Origin of the sequence: Microbacterium sp. SLBN-154 (assembly GCF_006715565.1) — a bacterium.
Classification (GTDB): domain Bacteria; phylum Actinomycetota; class Actinomycetes; order Actinomycetales; family Microbacteriaceae; genus Microbacterium.
Genome location: NZ_VFNL01000001.1, coordinates 3,275,417 through 3,293,588, shown reverse-complemented (window position 1 = coordinate 3,293,588; position 18,172 = coordinate 3,275,417). Strand labels below are relative to the sequence as shown.

At 68.6% G+C, this 18,172-nt stretch carries 16 protein-coding genes; 9 read left to right on the top strand and 7 right to left on the bottom strand.

From position 1 onward, the window contains the following. Window positions 1-19: 19 nt before the first annotated feature. From FBY40_RS15980 to FBY40_RS15965, 4 genes are all read right to left on the bottom strand, one after another. Window positions 20-856: an ATP-binding cassette domain-containing protein gene (locus tag FBY40_RS15980; RefSeq protein WP_200830006.1), complete on the bottom strand. Its 837-nt coding sequence runs from the start codon at window positions 854-856 to the stop codon at window positions 20-22. Beyond that, on the bottom strand, window positions 856-2,739 hold the full coding sequence (locus FBY40_RS15975; protein ID WP_235014956.1) for a dipeptide/oligopeptide/nickel ABC transporter permease/ATP-binding protein: 1,884 nt from the start codon (window positions 2,737-2,739) through the stop codon (window positions 856-858). Before FBY40_RS15975 ends, FBY40_RS15980 begins: the two co-directional genes overlap by 1 nt. Beyond that, a complete protein-coding gene (locus FBY40_RS15970) occupies window positions 2,736-3,677 on the bottom strand; it encodes an ABC transporter permease (RefSeq protein WP_141939733.1) in 942 nt (313 codons plus the stop codon). The genes FBY40_RS15975 and FBY40_RS15970 overlap by 4 nt, the downstream gene beginning before the upstream one ends. 75 nt (window positions 3,678-3,752) lie before the next feature. Continuing rightward, a complete protein-coding gene (locus tag FBY40_RS15965; protein ID WP_141939732.1) occupies window positions 3,753-5,300 on the bottom strand; it encodes an ABC transporter substrate-binding protein in 1,548 nt (515 codons plus the stop codon). Between the two features lie 151 nt (window positions 5,301-5,451). Between FBY40_RS15965 and FBY40_RS15960 the strand changes: the two genes are divergently transcribed. Both FBY40_RS15960 and FBY40_RS15955 read left to right on the top strand, forming a co-directional pair. Next, window positions 5,452-6,441, top strand: a complete 990-nt coding sequence (locus FBY40_RS15960; RefSeq protein ID WP_141939731.1) for a LacI family DNA-binding transcriptional regulator — start codon at window positions 5,452-5,454, stop codon at window positions 6,439-6,441. A 60-nt stretch (window positions 6,442-6,501) separates the two neighbouring features. Further along, window positions 6,502-7,476: a hypothetical protein gene (locus tag FBY40_RS15955; protein ID WP_141939730.1), complete on the top strand. Its 975-nt coding sequence runs from the start codon at window positions 6,502-6,504 to the stop codon at window positions 7,474-7,476. On the opposite strand, the gene FBY40_RS15950 is transcribed toward FBY40_RS15955, so the two are convergent. After that, entirely contained in the window at window positions 7,444-8,313 is an 870-nt protein-coding gene (locus FBY40_RS15950; RefSeq protein ID WP_141939729.1) for an ABC transporter permease, read from the bottom strand. The genes FBY40_RS15955 and FBY40_RS15950 overlap by 33 nt on opposite strands. After that, window positions 8,310-9,287 (bottom strand): ATP-binding cassette domain-containing protein, encoded by a 978-nt coding sequence (locus FBY40_RS15945; protein ID WP_141939728.1) that lies wholly within the window; start codon window positions 9,285-9,287, stop codon window positions 8,310-8,312. Before FBY40_RS15945 ends, FBY40_RS15950 begins: the two co-directional genes overlap by 4 nt. 196 nt (window positions 9,288-9,483) lie before the next feature. Between FBY40_RS15945 and FBY40_RS15940 the strand changes: the two genes are divergently transcribed. Genes FBY40_RS15940 through FBY40_RS15915 form a run of 6 tightly spaced genes read left to right on the top strand, consistent with a single transcriptional unit; the run spans window position 9,484 to window position 16,107 of the window. Beyond that, window positions 9,484-10,479 (top strand): MetQ/NlpA family ABC transporter substrate-binding protein, encoded by a 996-nt coding sequence (locus tag FBY40_RS15940; protein WP_141939727.1) that lies wholly within the window; start codon window positions 9,484-9,486, stop codon window positions 10,477-10,479. Window positions 10,480-10,508: 29 nt separating this feature from the next. Further along, complete coding sequence (locus FBY40_RS15935) at window positions 10,509-11,561, top strand: methionine ABC transporter ATP-binding protein (protein WP_141939726.1); 1,053 nt, start codon at window positions 10,509-10,511, stop codon at window positions 11,559-11,561. Further along, complete coding sequence (locus tag FBY40_RS15930) at window positions 11,554-12,216, top strand: methionine ABC transporter permease (RefSeq protein ID WP_141939725.1); 663 nt, start codon at window positions 11,554-11,556, stop codon at window positions 12,214-12,216. Before FBY40_RS15935 ends, FBY40_RS15930 begins: the two co-directional genes overlap by 8 nt. Next, window positions 12,213-13,418, top strand: coding sequence for an acyl-CoA dehydrogenase family protein (locus FBY40_RS15925; RefSeq protein WP_141939724.1), 1,206 nt, complete (start codon window positions 12,213-12,215; stop codon window positions 13,416-13,418). The genes FBY40_RS15930 and FBY40_RS15925 overlap by 4 nt, the downstream gene beginning before the upstream one ends. Further along, window positions 13,415-14,674 (top strand): acyl-CoA dehydrogenase family protein, encoded by a 1,260-nt coding sequence (locus FBY40_RS15920; protein WP_141939723.1) that lies wholly within the window; start codon window positions 13,415-13,417, stop codon window positions 14,672-14,674. The genes FBY40_RS15925 and FBY40_RS15920 overlap by 4 nt, the downstream gene beginning before the upstream one ends. A gap of 17 nt (window positions 14,675-14,691) precedes the next feature. Further along, window positions 14,692-16,107, top strand: coding sequence for an NtaA/DmoA family FMN-dependent monooxygenase (locus tag FBY40_RS15915; protein ID WP_141939722.1), 1,416 nt, complete (start codon window positions 14,692-14,694; stop codon window positions 16,105-16,107). On the opposite strand, the gene FBY40_RS15910 is transcribed toward FBY40_RS15915, so the two are convergent. Continuing rightward, window positions 16,104-17,039: a phosphotransferase gene (locus tag FBY40_RS15910; protein WP_141939721.1), complete on the bottom strand. Its 936-nt coding sequence runs from the start codon at window positions 17,037-17,039 to the stop codon at window positions 16,104-16,106. The two genes, FBY40_RS15915 and FBY40_RS15910, sit on opposite strands and share 4 nt — an antisense overlap. Before the next feature lie 146 nt (window positions 17,040-17,185). On the opposite strand from FBY40_RS15910, the gene FBY40_RS15905 reads away from it, so the two are divergent. Next, window positions 17,186-18,160: an ABC transporter substrate-binding protein gene (locus FBY40_RS15905; protein WP_141939720.1), complete on the top strand. Its 975-nt coding sequence runs from the start codon at window positions 17,186-17,188 to the stop codon at window positions 18,158-18,160. Window positions 18,161-18,172: the final 12 nt, after the last annotated feature.

The following is an 18,172-nucleotide window of genomic DNA, read 5'->3' as shown; positions in this document are numbered from 1 at the left end:
TCTCTTTCTGGAGTGCGGGTCAGGCCGCGTCGAGCGATGCTTTGAGAGCCAGGCGCTGCTCGCGGCGGGCGCGCTGCTCGGCGGGGTTGGGAACGGGCGAGGCCAGCAGCAGCTGTCGGGTGTAGGGGTGCACCGGCGTCCTGGTGACCTCGGCCGCGGGTCCGTTCTCGACGATCTCGCCCTTGTACAGCACGGCGACGTCATGACTGACGTGGTGGACGACGTCCAGATCGTGGGAGATGAACAGGTAGGCCACGCCCGTGTCCTTCTGGATCTCGAGCAGCAGGTCCAGGACGCGGGCCTGCGTGGTCAGGTCGAGGGCGCTGACGGGTTCGTCGCACACGATCAGCTTCGGGTCGAGGGCCAGCGCGCGGGCGATCGCGATGCGCTGGCGCTGACCGCCCGAGAACTCGTACGGCTGGCGGTCGATCGCGTTGGAGGGCAGTCCGACCCGATCGAGCAGCGCCACCACACGTTGACGTGCTGCGTCGCGGGAGATTCCTCGGACGCCGAGGGGCTCGGCGAGGATGTCGCCGACCACCATCGCCGGATTGAGTGAGGTGTAGGGGTCTTGGAAGATCACCTGGAGGTCGCCGCTGAACGCGCGACGTTCGCGCCGATCGATCCGCGTGATGTCCTTGCCGTCGAAGGAGATCGTGCCGGAGGCGATGGGTGCGAGGCCCAGGATCGCTCGACCGATCGTCGTCTTGCCCGAACCGGATTCGCCGACCAGCCCGAGGGTGCGGCCCTCGGCCACGTGCAACGAGACGCCGTGGAGGGCGCGATGGGGTTTGGCGCGGAACTTCTTCGGCTTGTACTCCACGACCAGATCGCGGACGTCCAGCAGATCGCTCATCAGATGTCCTCTCGGAGGATGGTCTCGGCTGCCGACGACAGCGGTTGCTGCATATCGGCCTGATCGAGTGCGAGCTCGTCTGCGTCCTCTCGACTGCGGTCTACGCCCGCTGTCGTCGTCCCGGAGAGTCCGAGAGGCGTCAGCGGTGGCTTGCCGACGAGCATGCTCGCCATGAGCGTCTGGGTGTAGGGATGCGCGGGGTTTTCGAGGATCTCCTCGACCCGCCCGGTCTCGACGATCTCGCCTTCGCGCATCACCGCGACGCGGTCGGCGATGTCGGCGATGACCCCGATGTTGTGAGTGACGAGAAGCACGGCGACGCCCAGTTCACGCTGCATCTTCCGGATCACATCGAGCACCTCGGCCTGCACCGTCACGTCCAGCGCCGTGGTCGGCTCATCGGCGATGATGAGATCGGGTTCGCAGGTGAGAGCCCCCGCGATCAAGACCCGCTGTGCCATCCCGCCCGAGATCTCGTGCGCGTATCCCTTCATGACGCGGTCGGGATCGTCGATGCCCACCTTCTGCAGCAGGCTGCGCGCGCGTTCGGCCGCCTCCTTCTTCGAGATCCCGAGCAGCTTCACCATGGGACGGGTCAGCTGGTGCCCGATGGTGAACGCCGGGTCGAGGTTCGACATCGGTTCTTGAGGGATGTACGCGATGCGGCGCCCGCGGATGCCGAGGACCGCTTTCGTGTCGACCTCGCCGTCGCGGACGAGGACGGATTCCTCGAACCGGATCGATCCCGACAGGATGCGGGCGTTGCGCGGCAGCAGACCGAGGATCGAGAACGCGGTCTGCGACTTCCCCGATCCAGACTCCCCGACCAGGCCCAGCACCTCGCCAGGGCGGATGGTGAGCGAGACGTCGCGGACGACCCTGCTGTACTCGCCATCGGCATTGGGGTACCCGACGCTGAGGTCGGCGACCTGGAGGATCGCGTCGGCATCGTCGATCACGGCGGGCGCCCGTACCGGGAGATCAGGGCTGGTGGGCCGCGGACGGCGTGGCGCGGTGAGCGTGCGGCGGTCTTCGAGGGCATCGCGGACCGCATTGCCGAGCAGCACGAGAGTGCCGATGGTGATGCCGATCGCCAGGGCCGGCCAGAGCATCAGCATCGGTTGGATGTAGATGTTGGTGAAGCCGTCGTTGAGCATCGCGCCCCAGGACACCTCGGTGGGATCGCCGAGGCCCAGGAACTGCAGACCGCTCTGCACGGCGATCGCGACGCCGCAGATCAGTGCGGTCTGGATGATCAGGGGCGCCCGTACGACGGAAAGCACGTGCCGCGAGATGATGCGCGCATCGCTCAAGCCGACGACGCGCGCCGCATCCACGTACAGCTCGTTGCGCACCGACTGCACGGCGGTGCGGGTGAGGCGGTAGTAGGAGGGGCTGATGAGGATGCCGAAGGCGATCATCGCGTACCACGCCGACGGACCGAGTGCAGCACGCACCGAGAGCAGGATGACGATGGCGGGGAGGGCCATGAGCATGTTCGAGAACCAGCTGGACGTGCTGTCGAACGCTCCGCCGTAGAAGCCCGCGATGAGTCCTGCGGGCAATCCGATCGCGATGGCGACGGCCGCGCAAAGTAGGGCGGACAGCAGCGTCAGCCGGGTCCCGTAGACCAATCGCGAGAACACGTCGCGGCCGGCGCTGTCCGTTCCGAGGAGGGTTTGCCCACCGGGGTCGGCAAGGGTGTTGCCGACATCGGCGAAGGTGGGGTCGAATGGCGCGATCAACGGCGCGAACGCCGCCGCGAGGACGATGATCGTGAGCAGGGCGAGCGAGACGACGCCCAACGGATTGCGGAGCATCCGGCGGAAAGTGCCCCGCCGAGGCCGCGTGGTCACGGACGGGGTCTTGATGACACTGGTCATGAGAGCCGAACCTTCGGGTTGAGGGCGCCTTGCGCGATGTCCACGAGCAGATTGACGATCATCACGATCACGACCGTGATGATCACCACGCCCATGACGAGCGGGATGTCGCTGAGAACCGTCGCGTTGACCGCCAGCGCCCCGATGCCGGGGATCGCGAAGACCTGTTCGAGGATGATCACGCCGCCGAGAAGTCCGATGAACTGCAGGCTGAGGACGGTCAGGCCCGCCGGTGCCGCACTGCGGAGAACGTTCTTGAGCACGATCTCGCGCTCGCTCAGGCCGCGGCTGCGGAGGGTGCGCACGTAGTCCTTCTCGAGTTCTTTGATCACTGCGCTTCGGATCTGCTGAGCACTCGAGGTCACGTAGTTGACCACGATGGCGATGACCGGGAGCGTGAGCGACACGATCCACGCCTCAGCCCCGGCTCCCGGACGGATCGTCGCCACGGCCGGGAACCAACCGAGGTTCACCGCGAAGATGGTGACGAGGAAGATGGCCAGCACGAAGCCGGGAATGGCGTCGCCGATGACGGCGCCGACCTGAACCGTCTGATCCACCCAGCCACGGCGCACCGCGGCAAGGACCCCGAGGACGGCCGCGAAGACGGCGACCAGGACGATCGAGACGATCATCAGGACGAGGGTGACGGGAAGCCGACTCTGGATCGTCTCGGTCACCGGCTCGCCGTTGAACCAGGAGCGGCCGAGATCCCCCTGCAATGCCGCCCCGACCCAGCCGAGGTAGCGGACGAGGAGCGGCTGGTCGAGGCCCAGTTCAGCCTCTTTGAGGGCGATCTGCTCGGGAGTCGCCTGATCGCCCAGGATGTTGCGGGCGATGCTCGAGCTCGAGAAGAAGAGCAGGGTGTATGCCAGCGCCGAGATGACGATGAGCAGCCCGATCCCGGATGCGAGCCGCCGCAACGTGAAAGTGAGCATGAGAATCTCCGGTTGTGGGTGGGGGTGGCGGCACCACGCGTGCTCGCCACCCCCGCCCGGTCGGCGTGCGGTCTTCTACTCCGCCGGAGCGAAGTTGTACAGCGACGGCATCGCGGACTGGATCTGCGCCTCGACGGTGATGGTCTCGGGGTCGTAGACGCTGATCTGATCGATGCGGTAGAGGGGCAGGAACCAGGCGTTCTCGGTGACGTATCGGTTGATGTCCTGTGCCGCAGCCTCGCTGCCCTCGCCACCCTCCTGGACGACCGGGATCAGTTCCTCCAGCTCCGGCGCCGTCGTCTGGAAGGGGTTGTAGGTCGCCGTCGGTGCGATGATCTGGTTGATCGCGACCCACGCCTCGCCCTGGAACAGGTTGAAGTTGAAGGCTTCGAACTTCCGCTGCACGGCGTCTGCGACGTAATCCGCGGGAACGGCGCTGACCTGATTGACCGTGATCCCCACTTCGCTCAGCTGCTGGGCGATCGCCGTGATCTGCGTGGCGAACCCGTCGATGACGGGCAGGGTGATCTCCAGTCCGTCCTCGTAGCCCGCCTCGGCGAGGAGCTCCCGCGCCATGTCCGGGTCGTAGGTGTAGTAATCCTCGAGGTCGTCGACGAACGCGCCGCTTTCCGGCCCGAACACCTGGCTCGTCGCGGTGCCACGTCCGAGCTGCAGCTGCTCGAGGAGGGTCTCGCGATCGACGGCGTAGTTGATCGCCTGCCGCACGCGGACGTCGGCGAGGACGGGGTTGATGGCGCCGTCACGATCGAAGAACGTCACACCCGTCCAGTCGACCTGGTAGTCGGGAATGATCTGCATTCCCGCCCCCTCTGCCTGATCGGCCGTCCGCGCGTCGAGCGTGGTCCAGTCGACCTGGCCGGAGACGATCGCGTTCGCCCGTGCGGAGAGGTCTTCGAGGATGCGGAGTTCGACGGAGTCGAACTTCTGGAGGTCGGGGTTCCAGTAATCCTCCTTCGCGGTGAAGACGGACTGCGAGTCGCGGACCGAGCTGCCGGCGTCGTAAAGGTAAGGACCCGTCCCGACGGGATCGGTTTCGAGCGTTCCGGCCTCGATCGCCGCGGGGCTCGCCATCAGTCCGGCCGCCTGGCTGAGGTAGAACTCGAAGGCGGGGTCGGGCTGGGCGAGGGTGATCTCGACGGTGTCCTCATCGACGGCCGTCGCCGATTCGTACTGGGTCAGCTGCACGGCCTGTCGACCGTTGCCCGCCTTGAAGTGCTCGAAGTTCGCCACCACGGCTTCGGCGTCGAAGGGCTCGCCATCGGAGAATTCGACGTCATCGCGCAACTCCAGCGTGAGCACCGTGCGGTCGTCGTTGTAACTCCACTCGGTCGCGAGCATCGGGCTGAGCTCACCGTCGGGCTCGCGAAGGACGAGGGTGTCGTAGACCAGCTGGTACGGCACGAACTGGTGACCGACGTGCGCCTGAGACGGGTCCCAGGAGACGACGTCGCCCAGCTGACCGAGGGTCAGGGTGCCGCCTCGCGTGGCGTCGTCACCCCCGTCGCTCGTTCCGGATCCCGCGTCGGAGCCGCCCGCACTGCAGCCGGAGAGGAGAAGGGCTCCCGCGGCCAGTGCGCCGATTAGTTTCGTCGTTGATTTCATCGTTCCCTCATTGCCTCGTTGGAAGAGCAGAAGCTGTGTTGCCAGCAGTCCCATGGAAACGCCCGTGGAACATTTCGTCAACGAATTGCCATTATGTTGCCATAGACTGGCCTGGTTCGCTGCATCCATCGCGGTGATGACGGGAGCCGACATGAGAGTCACTGCCAGGGACGTCGCCCAGCGTGCCGGGGTCGCCGCGTCCACGGTGTCGCGGGCACTGAACACCCCCGGTCGCATCAATGAGCAGACTCGACAGCGGATCCTCGATGCGGCACGGGAACTCGGGTACGCGCCGGCGGCACCGCGGAGTGCCGAACGCAAGGGACTCGTCGCGCTGCTCGTGCCGGATGTGACGAACCCCTTCTACTTCGACATCATCCGCTCGACGCAGGAGCAGTTGCGCACGGCGGGGTTCCTGCAGCTGTTGATCGACACCAGCGAGTCCGGCACGACCGAAGCCGAGACCCTCGCGCAGCTGGCGGGCGTCGTCGACGGCGTGATCCTCTCGGCGACCCGACTGGATGCACCCGCTCTGCGGGAGGCGACGGCGCGGCTTCCTCTCACCGTCATCAACCGCCAGCATGAAGACATCCCCAGCGTCCTGATCGATATCCGTACGGGTCTGATCCAGGCGATAGACCACCTCAAGGCCCTGGGGCACCGCACCATCGCCTTCATCGCCGGTCCTCCAGGGTCATGGCAGAACAGATGGCGGTGGAAGGAGTTTGAGGAGCAGGTGCTGGCGCAGGAGCTTCGTCCCTCGCTCGTCGGACCGTACGCGCCGACCCGAGCCGGCGGTGCAGCCGCGGCTGATGCCCTGGTGCTCACCGACGCCACCGCCTGCGTGGCGTTCAACGACCTCCTGGCCATCGGCATGCTGCAGCGACTGCGGCAGCGTGGCATCCGTGTGCCCGAGGACATCAGCGTCGTCGGCTGCGACGACATCTTCGGAGCCGATTTCAGCGCGCCACCCCTCACGACCATCGCCGGTGACACCGAGCAGGCGGGACGCCTCGCAGCCAGTCGGCTGATCTCCACGCTCAACGGTGAAGCTCCCCGCAATGGGACCACCCTCATCCCGACGCACCTTCTCGTGCGGGAGTCGACCGGGCCGGTGCGGACGCATCCTTCTCTTCGCTGAGCCGACCGGATCTTCTCGCGCGGGACCTTCGACTCCCCGCCGCCCCCGTATCGCACGACGATGGTGTCGGATCGGGGGTCGGCGATGGCAGGGATCGAGCAGTCGGGAACACCGGATCCGCACGCCGCGACCGTCGCCCGAGGATCATCGGGGGTCGGACTGTGGATCGTGCGCGTCACCGCGACCCACGTCGTGACCTATCTCGCGGTGGGGCTCATCGCGGCCCTCGCGATCGACTACGCGAGCGTCTTCGCTCAGCCGGTGATCCGGGACTACATGCGGGAGTTCGGGTCGGTCGCCTCGTTCGTCGGACCGCTCGTGCAGGTGGCCAGGGGTGTCGTCTTCGCCCTGGTCCTGCTGCCCTTCCGTGCGGTGATCGGCGCGCGCTGGGGGTGGCTTCACCTCTGGCTCCTGCTCGTCGGAGTGGGAATCCTCTCGACGCCGGCGGCCGCGCCTTCGTCGATCGAGGGCGTCGTCTACAGCGCCCTGCCGCTCTGGTACCACGTGCTCGGTCTTCCCGAGGTGCTCGTGCAGCTCCTGCTCTTCAGCGTCGTGGTCGCGTGGTTCACACGCCATCCCGGTCCCGTCGTCGAAGAACTTCCGGCACGCGCCGAGCGACTTCTGCGCGCACTCGTCGTGGCCTGTCTGTCCTTCGTCGGCTACGCCGTGGCTTCGGTTCTGTTCGCCGTGGCGGTCTCGGCCCCGATCTCGGCGGAGGGCAGTCTCACCTGGTCGGTGCAGGGACTCTTCGTCGCGCCGGTGCTCGCCAACGGGGTCATCGCCTTCTCCGCGGCCGGCTTCCGCGGAAGGCCGCTGCGGGTCGGGATCGTCGCCGGGGCCGCCGCATTCGCGACGGGCGTCATCGCGATCGCCGCCTATCAGGCCCTGGTCTTCGGGGCGGCGAGCATCGGCTACGCGATCCTTGCTCCCGTCCTCCCCGCGGTCATCGTCGGCGCGATGACCCGACCCGCCGCTGACGTCGCGGCGGTGCAGGTCACCGCCTCACCGACTGAGGGTCGCGAAGCGCCTGATTGACAGCGGCACGAAAACGACGAGCATCACGACGGCGAACACGAGGACGTAGATCACGGGATGCTGCAGGGGCCACGCATCAGCCACGGGCGCCCCCGCCGGCACATTGCCGAAGAGGACCCGCGCGGCCTGCACCAGCGCCGACACCGGATTCCACTCCGCGAACACCCGCAGCGGCCCCGGAAGGTTCTCGCTCGGCACGAAGGCGTTGGAGATGAAGGTGAGCGGGAAGAGGATGAGGAACGAGGCGTTGTTGATCACCTCGGGACTGCGCACGACGAGCCCGAGGAAGGCCATCACCCACGAGAAGGCGTACGAGAACAGCATCAGCAGTCCGACGCCCGCGAGGAAGCTCGGCACCGACGATTCCACGCGCCATCCCACGATGAACCCGGTGCCCATCATGACCACCAGCGACAGCACGTTGATGACCAGGTCGCCGACCGTGCGGCCGACCAGCACGGCCGACCCGTTCATCGGGAGCGTGCGGAAGCGGTCGATGATCCCGTCCTTGAGGTCCTGCGCCATCGCCGAGCCGGAGTAGGTCGACCCGAACACGATCGTCTGGGCGAAGATCCCCGCCATGAGGAACGACGTGTAGTTCTCGCCCGGCACGGCGATCGACGAGCCGAAGACGAAGGTGAACAACAGCACGAACATGATCGGCTGGATGAGGGTGAACACCAGGATGTCGGGCACGCGAACGATCTTCTTGATGTTCCGCCAGGTGGCGACGTAGCCGTCGGACAGGAAGCGGCTGAAGGGTGTGCCCGGCTCCGCCTGCAGGGTGGTGGAGAGCGCGGCGGTCGACCCCTTGCCCGCGCGTGCTGTCGTGCTCATGCCGCAGCCTCCTCATCTGTGGCGCCCTCGGCGGCATGGCCGGTGAGCTGAAGGAAGACGTCGTCGAGGGTCGGTCGGCGCATGCCGGCGTCGTGGAGCTCGATGCCCGCCGCCGCCACGTCGGCCATGACCCCGCTGAGGGCGGATGACCCGTCGGCCACCGGCGCGACGAGCGTACGCTCGCCGTCGGCCACGACGGCGCCGGTGCCGCGACGCCGGAGGATCTCGGTCACCGCATCGGTGTCGCCCCCATCGACCAGGGTGACGGCCACGCGCTGCCCGCCGACCGATGCCTTGAGCTCGTCGGCGGTGCCCTCGGCGATGACCTTTCCGGTGTCGATGATCGAGATCGAATCGGCCAGGCGGTCGGCCTCCTCGAGGTACTGGGTGGTCAGCAGGAGGGTCGTGCCGCCGGCGACGAGCGACTCGATGACATCCCAGAGCGCCAGCCTGCTGCGCGGATCGAGTCCGGTCGTGGGCTCGTCGAGGAACAGCACGGGAGGGTTGATGACCAGCGCGCCCGCCAGATCGATCCGCCGCCGCATCCCGCCGGAGAACCCCTTCACCGGCCGGTTCTGCGCCTCCACAAGGTCGAACACCTCGATCAGCTCGCGGGCGCGCTGCGTCGCCCGTCGCCGACCCAGGTGATAGAGCAGACCCACCATCAGCAGGTTCTCGAACCCGGTCAGGTTCTCATCCACCGCCGCGTACTGCCCGCTCGCGCCGCTCATCCGGCGGATCGCCTGAGGGTCTGCGAGAACGTCGACGCCGCCGATCGTCGCGTGACCCGAGTCGGGCCGGATGAGCGTGGTCAGCACCTTGACGGTGGTGGTCTTGCCCGCCCCGTTGGGCCCGAGGAGAGCGGTGACCGTTCCCTCCGGCACCTGCAGGGTCAGGCCGTCGAGCGCACGGACCTCGGGTGCGCCCTTGGGTTGATAGGTCTTGACGAGGTCGTGAGCCTCGATGAATGCCATGGCCGGATGGTACTCCTCGCGTGTGACATCTCCGAGACGTTCTGCAGACGGGGACGCCAGCCTGAAACATGACGCTGTGCGACGCCGTATGACGCACCCTTGCGAACCATGACATCCCGCGTTGCAGGCCCGCGCGGGCGGCCCGTTTACTGACTCCCCACAGGCCACGTCCGCAGCATCCAGGAGACCGATCATCATGTCCGCAGAGAACCCCACCCCGTCAGGCGAGAGCGACCTTCGCGCCGCCCTTGCCGCGCAGAAGAAGAAGCGCCGCACCGCCGTCATCGCCGTCGGTGCCGTCGCCGTCGTCGGCCTCGTCGCCGGCACCGTCGCGATCGTCGCGAATCTCGGGAGCACCGAGCCGACCGCCAACGCTGCGGAGGCGTCCCCCGCCCCCGAGGACCTGAGCGTCACCATCGCCACCGCCGAGGACAGTGTGTTCCAGGACACCATCGCCGAGGTCGCCGCCGAGAAGGGGCTCGAGGTCGACTGGCTGAACGTCGACGACTGGGTGCTCCCCAACACCGAGCTCGTGGCCGGGACGGTGGACGCCAACGCGTTCCAGCACATCCTCTATCTCAGCGCCTTCAACACCGAGAACGACGCCGACATCACCCCGGTCTTCTCGACCGTGATCACGCAGTGGGGCATCTTCTCCGCCACCCTCGACGACATCGACGCGCTCGCCGACGGCGCGCGGATCGGGATTCCGGATGACCCGTCCAACGGTGGGCGCGCCCTGAACATCCTCGAGTCCGCGGGGCTCATCGAGCTCACCGACGATGCGGGTGACTTCCCGACCGTCGACGACATCGAGACCAACGAGCGGAATCTGCAGTTCGTGCCGCTTCCCGCCCGCGACATCCCCCTCCAGTTCGAAGACCCGAGCCTCTCGGCAGTCATCGTCGGCACCTCGTACTTCGACCCGTCGCAGGGGATCGGTGCGGACGACGCGCTCTTCCTCGACGACTCGCTCGACGAGAAGAACCTGCCGTACGTCAACGTCGTCGCCACGCGTGCCGACGACGTCGACAACCCGGCGTGGAAGATCCTCGAAGAGGCGTATGCCGATCCCCGGGTGGCCGACGCCCTGGAGGAGGAGTACTTCGGGAACACCGTGCTGGTCGACGTCGATGTCGAAGACCTCCGCGCCAAGCTCGCTGATCTGGAAGCCGCGGCCGCGCAGGGCTGAGCCCGGCGGTGCGCAGAGAGGACACGGACGTGACGACGGCCATCTCCTTCGAGAGCGTGTCGAAGACGTTCACTGTCAGGGGACGCCGCATCGACGCCCTGCGCGATGTCGACCTGACCGTCGACCGGGGCGAGATCTTCGGAATCGTCGGCTACTCCGGCGCCGGGAAGTCGACCCTTCTGCGCACCGTCAACGCTCTGGAGCGACCGACGTCCGGACGTGTCCTCGTCGACGGCGTGGAGATCTCGTCCCTCACCGGGCGAGAGCTCTACGCCGCGCGGCAGGGCATCGGCATGATCTTCCAGCAGTTCAACCTGCTGCGGTCGCGGACGGTGTACAAGAACATCGCGTACCCGCTGAAGCTCGCCGGCTACACGGCGGAGCAGATCGTCGACAGGGTCGAGGAGCTTCTCGAGTTCGTCGGCCTCTCCGACAAGGCGCTCGCCTACCCGTCGCAGCTGTCCGGAGGGCAGAAGCAGCGGGTGGGCATCGCCCGGGCGCTGGCGACGCGTCCCGACATCCTCATCTCCGACGAATCGACCAGTGCCCTCGACCCTCAGACGACGGGCGAGGTGCTCGAGCTTCTCACGCGGATCAACCGCGAGCAGGGGGTGACCATCGTGCTCGTGACGCACGAGGTCGACGTGGTGCGGGAGATCGCCCATCGCGTCGCCGTCATGGACAGCGGGAGGGTCGTGGAGACGGGCAGCGTCTACGACGTCTTCTCGGCCCCCCGGAACGCCACCTCCCGGCGGTTCGTGTCATCGGTGCTCCGCCACGTGCCCTCGGCGGAGACGCTCGATCGACTGCGCGCGCGTCACCCCGGCCGGCTGGTGCAGGTGCGGCTCGCCGACGAGGACGGGGCGGGAACGGTGCTCTCCCGAGTCGCGCGTGATCACGGAGTCGACGTGAACGTCATCTACGGCGGAGTCGACGAACTGCAGGGCCGCACCTTCGGCACCCTCACCGTCGAGCTCGTGGGTCACCCGTCCGACATCGACGCCGCCCTCGACGGCCTCCGAGCCGTGACCACCGTGACGGAGCTGACCGAGGTGCGACTCCCGGAGGCCACCTATGCGTGATTTCGACCTCGAAGCATTCCTCCCGCGCTTCTTCCAGGCGCTGGCTGAGACAGGACTGATGGTCTCCGTCGCCTTTCTCGGCGCCGCGATCATCGGGATCCTCCTGGGCCTACTCCTGTACGCGTCACGACCCGGCAACCTGCTGGAGAACCGTGTGATCTTCGGGGTGCTGAATTTCGTGATCAACGTCATCCGGCCGATCCCCTTCCTCATCGTCGCGATCGCGCTCATCCCGCTGACGCGGTTCGTGTTCGGAACCGGCATCGGCCCGCTTCCCGCGACGCTGCCGCTCGTCCTCGTCGCGAGCGTCGCGATCGCCCGGGTCGCGGAGTCGAACCTCGTCGCGGTGGACCCCGGCTCGATCGAGGCGGGCGCGGCGATGGGCGCGAGCCCCGCCCGCGTGCTCTTCACGATCGTGGTGCCGGAAGCCCTCGGCCCGCTGACGCTCGGACTCACCTACATCCTCGTCGCGCTCGTGGACGCCACGGCCGTCGCCGGGGTCGTCGGCGGCGGCGGGCTCGGCGATCTCGCCCTGAAATTCGGATACGCGCGTTTCGACTGGATCACGGTTCTGATCGTCGTCGTCACGCTCATCGTGCTGGTCCAGCTCGCGCAGCTGATCGGCAACGCCGTCGCGAAGCGGGTGCTGCATTGAGCGCCGTCGACGCCCGAGTCGTTCCCCAGACCCGAGAGCAGGAGAGGAAGGACCGGGATGACCGCTTCGCGGCCTTCCTCGACCGGGTCGCCGCCGGCGCGGTCGACCGCGAGCGCGACCGGCGGCTCCTGTTCGACGAGGTCGCCGAACTGCGCGGTCTCGGGTTCGGCGCGCTGCGGGTGCCGGCCGCCTACGGGGGAGAAGACCTTCCCTTCGTCGAGGTCATCGACCGCATCATCCGCCTCTCGTCCGCCGACGCGAGCCTCGGACACCTGTGGCGCGGCCATATCGCCTTCGTCGAAGACCTCCGCGCGCAGAGTGGGGGAGCGGATGACCGGTGGTGGCGACGCATCCTCGCCGGCGACCTGATCGGCAACGCCCAGTCCGAGCGGCAGAGTACCACGCGCCTGGACACCCGCATCGACCGCGTGGGGGACGAACTGCTGCTCACCGGCACGAAGTACTACACGACCGGCAGCATCTACGCCGACTGGATCCACCTCGCCGCGCTCGACGGCGACGAGCGGGTCGCCGTCACGGTGTCAGCGGCCCACGAGGGGGTGCGCCCGGTGGACGACTGGGATGGATTCGGGCAGCTGCTGACCGGCAGCGGCACGACGACATTCGAACGCGTGCCCGTCGATCCGCGCGACGTGGTGCCCTCGATCGAGGACGAGCGCCGATGGGCGGCGCTCGGGAGCGTCTTCCAGCTCACCCTCCTGGCCGTGATCGCCGGCATCGCCCAGCGCGCGCTCGACGACACCGTCGCATTCGTGCGGCCGAGGCGGCGGACCTTCGGCTTCGCCGGTGAGACGCTTCCCGCCGACGACCCGCTCGTGCAGCTCGTGGTGGGAGAGGTCAGTGCCGCGGCCGCCGCCTCGCGTCGGCTCGTGCTCTCGGTCGCCGCCGAGCTCGGCGACGCCCTCGAGGGTCGGGGAGCCGGAAGTGCCGAGCGGCTCCGTACGCTCCAGCTCGAGGTGTACCGGCTGCAGGAGGTCGTGCCCCGCCTGGTCCTCGATGCCGCGACTCGGCTGTTCGAGGTCGGCGGAGCGTCCGCCGTGAGCGTCAGTACCGCCCTCGACCGTCACTGGCGGAACGTCCGCACCATCGCCTCGCACAACCCCGTCGTCCAGCGGACGCGCGCGATCGGGCAGTGGGAGCTGAGAGGAACGCTCCCCGAGTGGAAGGCGCCGGGAGCATGACGGCGCCGCTCACCGTCACCGAGGACGCGGCCGATCGGACAGCGAGCACTGCGACCCTCGTCGAGCGCTACCGGCCGGTGTTCGACGAGATCGGTCGCGGAGCGGCCGCGCGCGAGAACGACCGGCGGCTGCCCTTCGCCGAGGTGGAGCTGCTGCGCGCGTCCGGCTTCACGCGTGTCACCCTGCCGCGCGATCTCGGGGGAGAGGGGGCCGATCATCTCACCCTCTTCGAGCTGCTCGCCGAGCTCGCCCGACGCGACCCGAACCTCGCTCAGCTCCTCCGTTCGCACTTCGCCTTCGTCGACCGCACTCTTCACGCAGGGGCGCCGTCGGCGATCCGCGCGCGCCTCGCGCGCATCGCCGACGGCGCCATCCACGGCAATGCGACCTTCGAGCGGGGTCCTGCCGGGGTCGGCGCCTACGCGACGACCCTCTCGCGCGACGATCGGGGATGGCGCCTGGACGGACGGAAGTACTACAGCACGGGCACGCTCTTCGCCGACGTGGTCGGGGTGCTCGCCGTCCCCGATGCCACGACCGGGCTCGGCCCCGATCCTGTCAGCGTGCTCGTCGCGACCGACGCCCCCGGGCTCACGCGCGTCGACGACTGGGACGGATTCGGACAGCGCATGACCGGCAGCGGCTCGACGATCTTCGACGGCGTCCGGGTCGCCGAGGGCGACGTCCTCACGCGATCCGCCGTCCCCGGCCATGCTGGTGCGTTCGTCCAGCTCGTCCTGCTCGCCGCCCTTACCGGCATCGGGCGCGCCGTCGTCGACGACGCCACGCGATTCGTCCGGGAGCGCACCCGCTCCTACTCGCACGCCAGCGCCGACCGACCGCGTCACGACCCGATCGTGCAGGAGGTCGTCGGCGATCTTTCCGCAGCCTCCTTCGGCGCCGACGCGGCGCTGAGTCGTGCGGTCGCTGCGCTGCAGCGGGCGGCCGACGCCCAGCATCCGGATTCCTCCACCCCCTGTGGCGACGAGGACCGCGCGGAAGCGGTCGTCGCAGCCGACCTCGCCACCGCGCAGGCGCAGCTCGTCATCATCCCGGCCGTGCTGAAAGCGGCGACAGACCTGTTCGAAGTGGGGGGAGCCAGCGCGCTCGGCGGGCAGCTCGCGCTCGATCGGCACTGGCGCAACGCCCGTGCGCTGGCCTCTCACAACCCCGCGCGGTACAAGGCGCGCATCGTCGGCGACCACCTCGTCAACACCACCCCGATCGTCGCCTGGTGGACCAGCGGCGAAGCCTGAACCGGAAGAATCGCCTCATGACCTCAGCGTCCGTCGACAAGAAGCCGCTCATCCTGAACCTGTTCGAGATGAACACCGTCAGCCACATCACCCACGGGCTGTGGACGCTTCCCGACAACAACCGCCACCGCCACGGAGAGATCGGCTACTGGACCGAGCTCGCCCAGATCCTTGAGGAGGGTGGTTTCGACGGGGTGTTCCTCGCCGACGTCGTCGGGGCTTACGACACCTTCCGCGGTGGGCCGGACACCGCGGTGAAGGAGGGGCTGCAGATCCCCTCGCACGACCCGCTGCTGGTGATCCCGCTCATGGCCGCTGTGACCCGCCACCTCGGCTTCGGGGTCACCTTCTCCACCAGCTACGAGCCGCCGTTCTCGTTCGCACGGCGCATGTCGACGCTCGACCACCTCACCGGTGGGCGAGTGGGCTGGAACATCGTCACCTCCTACCTCCCCAACGCGGCCCGCAACTTCGGTCTCGCCGATGAGATCCCGCACGACGAGCGCTATGAGATCGCCGACGAATTCCTCGAGGTCGTGTACAAGCTGTGGGAAGGGTCGTGGGATGACGATGCCGTCGTCGCCGATCGCGACAACGGCGTGTTCGCCCGGCCCGAGATGGTGCGCTACGTCGACCACGTCGGCGAGCACTTCCGCGTCGCGGGCCCGCACCTGGTCGAACCCTCGCCGCAGCGGACCCCCGTGCTCTATCAGGCGACGCAGTCGCCCGCGGGGATCGCGTTCGCGGGGCGGCACGCCGAGCTCGTCTTCACCGGGGGGCGGACCGCCGAGGACTTCCGCCGCCACGCCGCGGACATGCGGGCGGCGGCCGAGGCGAGCGGGCGGTCGGGCGACGACGTGAAGTTCATCGTGCAGGCGGGTGTCGTGGTGGGGCGCACCGAGGAGGAGGCGTCCGACAAGTGGCGTCGCTACCGCGAGCGGCAGAGTCTGGACGGCATCCTGGCGCACGCCAGTCTGCCGCTGGACCTCCCGCGCCTGCCGCGCGAGCAGACGATCGCCGCGGCGCTCGCCGACGCAGGACTGCCCCCGCAGGCGATGGGGCCGATCGACGGGTCGGCGACGGTCGGCGCCGTGCTCGACCGATTCGCTGCGCAGCGCGAGGGCCGCTTCTTCGTCGCCGGCACCCCCACCGTCGTGGCGGACGAGATCGAGCGCTGGCTCGACGAGGACGGCGTGGACGGCGTCAACCTCCGCCAGTACCACTCGTTCGACACCGCGCGCGATTTCGTCGAGCTCGTGATCCCCGAGCTCCGTCGGCGCGGGCGCGTCCGGGAGCGCCCCGCAGAGCCTCAGACGCTCCGCGAGCGACTGTTCGGGAAGGGCCCGCGCCTGGCCGCGCCGCATCCGGCCGCCGCGTACCGCGGTGCCGCCGGGGTACGGTCGAGCCGCGAACCGCTGCGGTTCTCGGCCTAGCCGAGGCCGGCGCGGGCGCGGAGCGCCGCGACGTCACGGCGGAACAGGTCGAGTTGCGTGCCGCCGCCGTCCGCGGCATCCTTCCTCGCATTGAACGCGCGATGCCAGAGCGCCGCTGCCCACGCCGCCTTCGTCTCGACGGCATCGAACGGCGCGCCGCGGTGGTGCTCGTACGCGGCGATGAAGTCCGCGGCCTGCTCGGTCGTCGCGCACCACGCCACGACCCCGGCCGGCCAGATCGCCGCCACGGCGCCGACGGCTGCGCACTCGGGAAGCGGAGCGAGACTGTCCCAGTCGTGGACGACGTGGATGCGCGTGCCGTGCCACCGGATGTTCTGATCCTCGAAATCGGCGTGGACGAGGACCGGCTCACGATCGAGGGCGCGAAGCACCTCGGCGGCGTCGCGTCCCGCGTCGTCGACGTCGGCCGGACCGGGACTGCGGATCTCGCCGCCGGGGCTGTCGCGCTTCGGCCAGAGCCGTGAGGCATCATCTCCCCAGTTCACCCAGGCTGGGGGGTCGTCGCGGAGAGAGGGATACTGCGCCGCCCCCGGCGCCGCCCGGACGAGGTCGTGGAACACCGCCGCGAAGTCCGACGCGGCGCCGGCGGCGGGGCCCCGGTGTTCGCCGCCGAGGACGAGGCGCTCGACGCTGATCGCCCGCCCGTCGCGGCGGTGAACGGTGCCGAGCGGCTCCGGCACCGGCTGCCCGGCACCGTGCAGCGTCCGCTGCACGCCGAGCACACCCTCGAGGCGCGACGAATCGGGGCGCGACTTCACGACGACCTCGCCGCCTTCGACGGTGCACACTCCGACGACACGGCTCAGGTTGCCCGACGTGAAGAGCACGTTCTCGACCCGCGCGCCCAAGACTGCCTCGGGGTCGAGCCCCCCGAGGGCGAGGGCGAGGGCGTCATCCGCATCGTCGCTCATTCGGTTCCTCCCGCGTCCGGCCTCCACAGCATCGCATGGACGTTGGATCAGAGAATACTTCTGGCGCAAACCTGGACAATCTGTAACGTATGTTACATAATGGAGCGCGACGCCCGACGATGAGCGTTCAGCAGAAAGGTCCACCGATGGCACACTTCCTCCGCCCCCACCGCGCGATCCTCGCCGTGACCGCGCTCGCCGCGAGCGGCATCCTGCTTGCCGGCTGCGCCGCGGCCGCAGGCTCCGACAGCGCGGACGACGCGTCCGCCGAACCCGTCGAGATCGCCGGCGTCGAGATCGCCGTCGACGACGACGCGCGTGCCCTTCTTCCCGACGACATCGCCGAGGCCGGCCGCGTCACCGCCGCCACCGACGCGCCCTATGCGCCGTTCGAGATGTTCGTCGAGGAGGGCTCCGAAGAGCTCACCGGCGTCGACATCCTGCTCGGTCAGGCGATCGGGGCCAAGCTCGGCATCGACGTCGAGTTCGCTCAGCAGGGCTTCGACGGGATCATCCCCGCCCTCCAGGCCGGCAACTACGACCTCACCATCTCGGCGATGACCTCGAGCGTCGAGCGCATGGACGTGCTGACGTTCGTGGACTATTCGGCCTCGGGCACGGGTATCCTCACCCGAGCCGGGAACCCCGACGACATCGAGACCTATCTCGACCTGTGCGGCAAGGATGTCGCCGTGCAGACCGCGACCAGCCAGGTCGAGCTGGTCACCGACGTCTGGCAGGCCGAATGCGAGGCCGAAGGTCTCGACCCGATCTCCCTCGCCGAGTTCCCGTCGGACTCCGATGCCCAGCTGGCGATCACAGCCGGCAAGGCCGTCGCGTCGCTGCTGACCAAGCCCAGCGCCGGTTTCGTCGCCAAGACGACCAACGATGGCGAGACGTTCATGGTGGTGGAAGATCCCGAGGCTCCCAACGGCTACGACGCGACCCTGAACGGCATCGGCGTTCTCAAGGAGAACGAGCAGTTCGCCGAGGCGATCCAGGCGGCGCTGCAGAGCCTGATGGACGACGGCACCTACACCACGATCCTCGCCGAATTCGGTGTCGAGGGCATCGGCATCGACGCCGCGACCATCAACGCCGCAGCTGAGTCCGCGTCCTGAGCGGGGGAGCAC

Coding starts and splice junctions, on each gene's coding strand:
- FBY40_RS15980 (WP_200830006.1), bottom strand. CDS start 856: ATGAGCGATCTGCTGGACGTCCGCGATCTGGTCGTGGAGTACAAGCCG.
- FBY40_RS15975 (WP_235014956.1), bottom strand. CDS start 2,739: ATGACCAGTGTCATCAAGACCCCGTCCGTGACCACGCGGCCTCGGCGG.
- FBY40_RS15970 (WP_141939733.1), bottom strand. CDS start 3,677: ATGCTCACTTTCACGTTGCGGCGGCTCGCATCCGGGATCGGGCTGCTC.
- FBY40_RS15965 (WP_141939732.1), bottom strand. CDS start 5,300: ATGAAATCAACGACGAAACTAATCGGCGCACTGGCCGCGGGAGCCCTT.
- FBY40_RS15960 (WP_141939731.1), top strand. CDS start 5,452: ATGAGAGTCACTGCCAGGGACGTCGCCCAGCGTGCCGGGGTCGCCGCG.
- FBY40_RS15955 (WP_141939730.1), top strand. CDS start 6,502: ATGGTGTCGGATCGGGGGTCGGCGATGGCAGGGATCGAGCAGTCGGGA.
- FBY40_RS15950 (WP_141939729.1), bottom strand. CDS start 8,313: ATGAGCACGACAGCACGCGCGGGCAAGGGGTCGACCGCCGCGCTCTCC.
- FBY40_RS15945 (WP_141939728.1), bottom strand. CDS start 9,287: ATGGCATTCATCGAGGCTCACGACCTCGTCAAGACCTATCAACCCAAG.
- FBY40_RS15940 (WP_141939727.1), top strand. CDS start 9,484: ATGTCCGCAGAGAACCCCACCCCGTCAGGCGAGAGCGACCTTCGCGCC.
- FBY40_RS15930 (WP_141939725.1), top strand. CDS start 11,554: ATGCGTGATTTCGACCTCGAAGCATTCCTCCCGCGCTTCTTCCAGGCG.
- FBY40_RS15920 (WP_141939723.1), top strand. CDS start 13,415: ATGACGGCGCCGCTCACCGTCACCGAGGACGCGGCCGATCGGACAGCG.
- FBY40_RS15915 (WP_141939722.1), top strand. CDS start 14,692: ATGACCTCAGCGTCCGTCGACAAGAAGCCGCTCATCCTGAACCTGTTC.
- FBY40_RS15910 (WP_141939721.1), bottom strand. CDS start 17,039: ATGAGCGACGATGCGGATGACGCCCTCGCCCTCGCCCTCGGGGGGCTC.
- FBY40_RS15905 (WP_141939720.1), top strand. CDS start 17,186: ATGGCACACTTCCTCCGCCCCCACCGCGCGATCCTCGCCGTGACCGCG.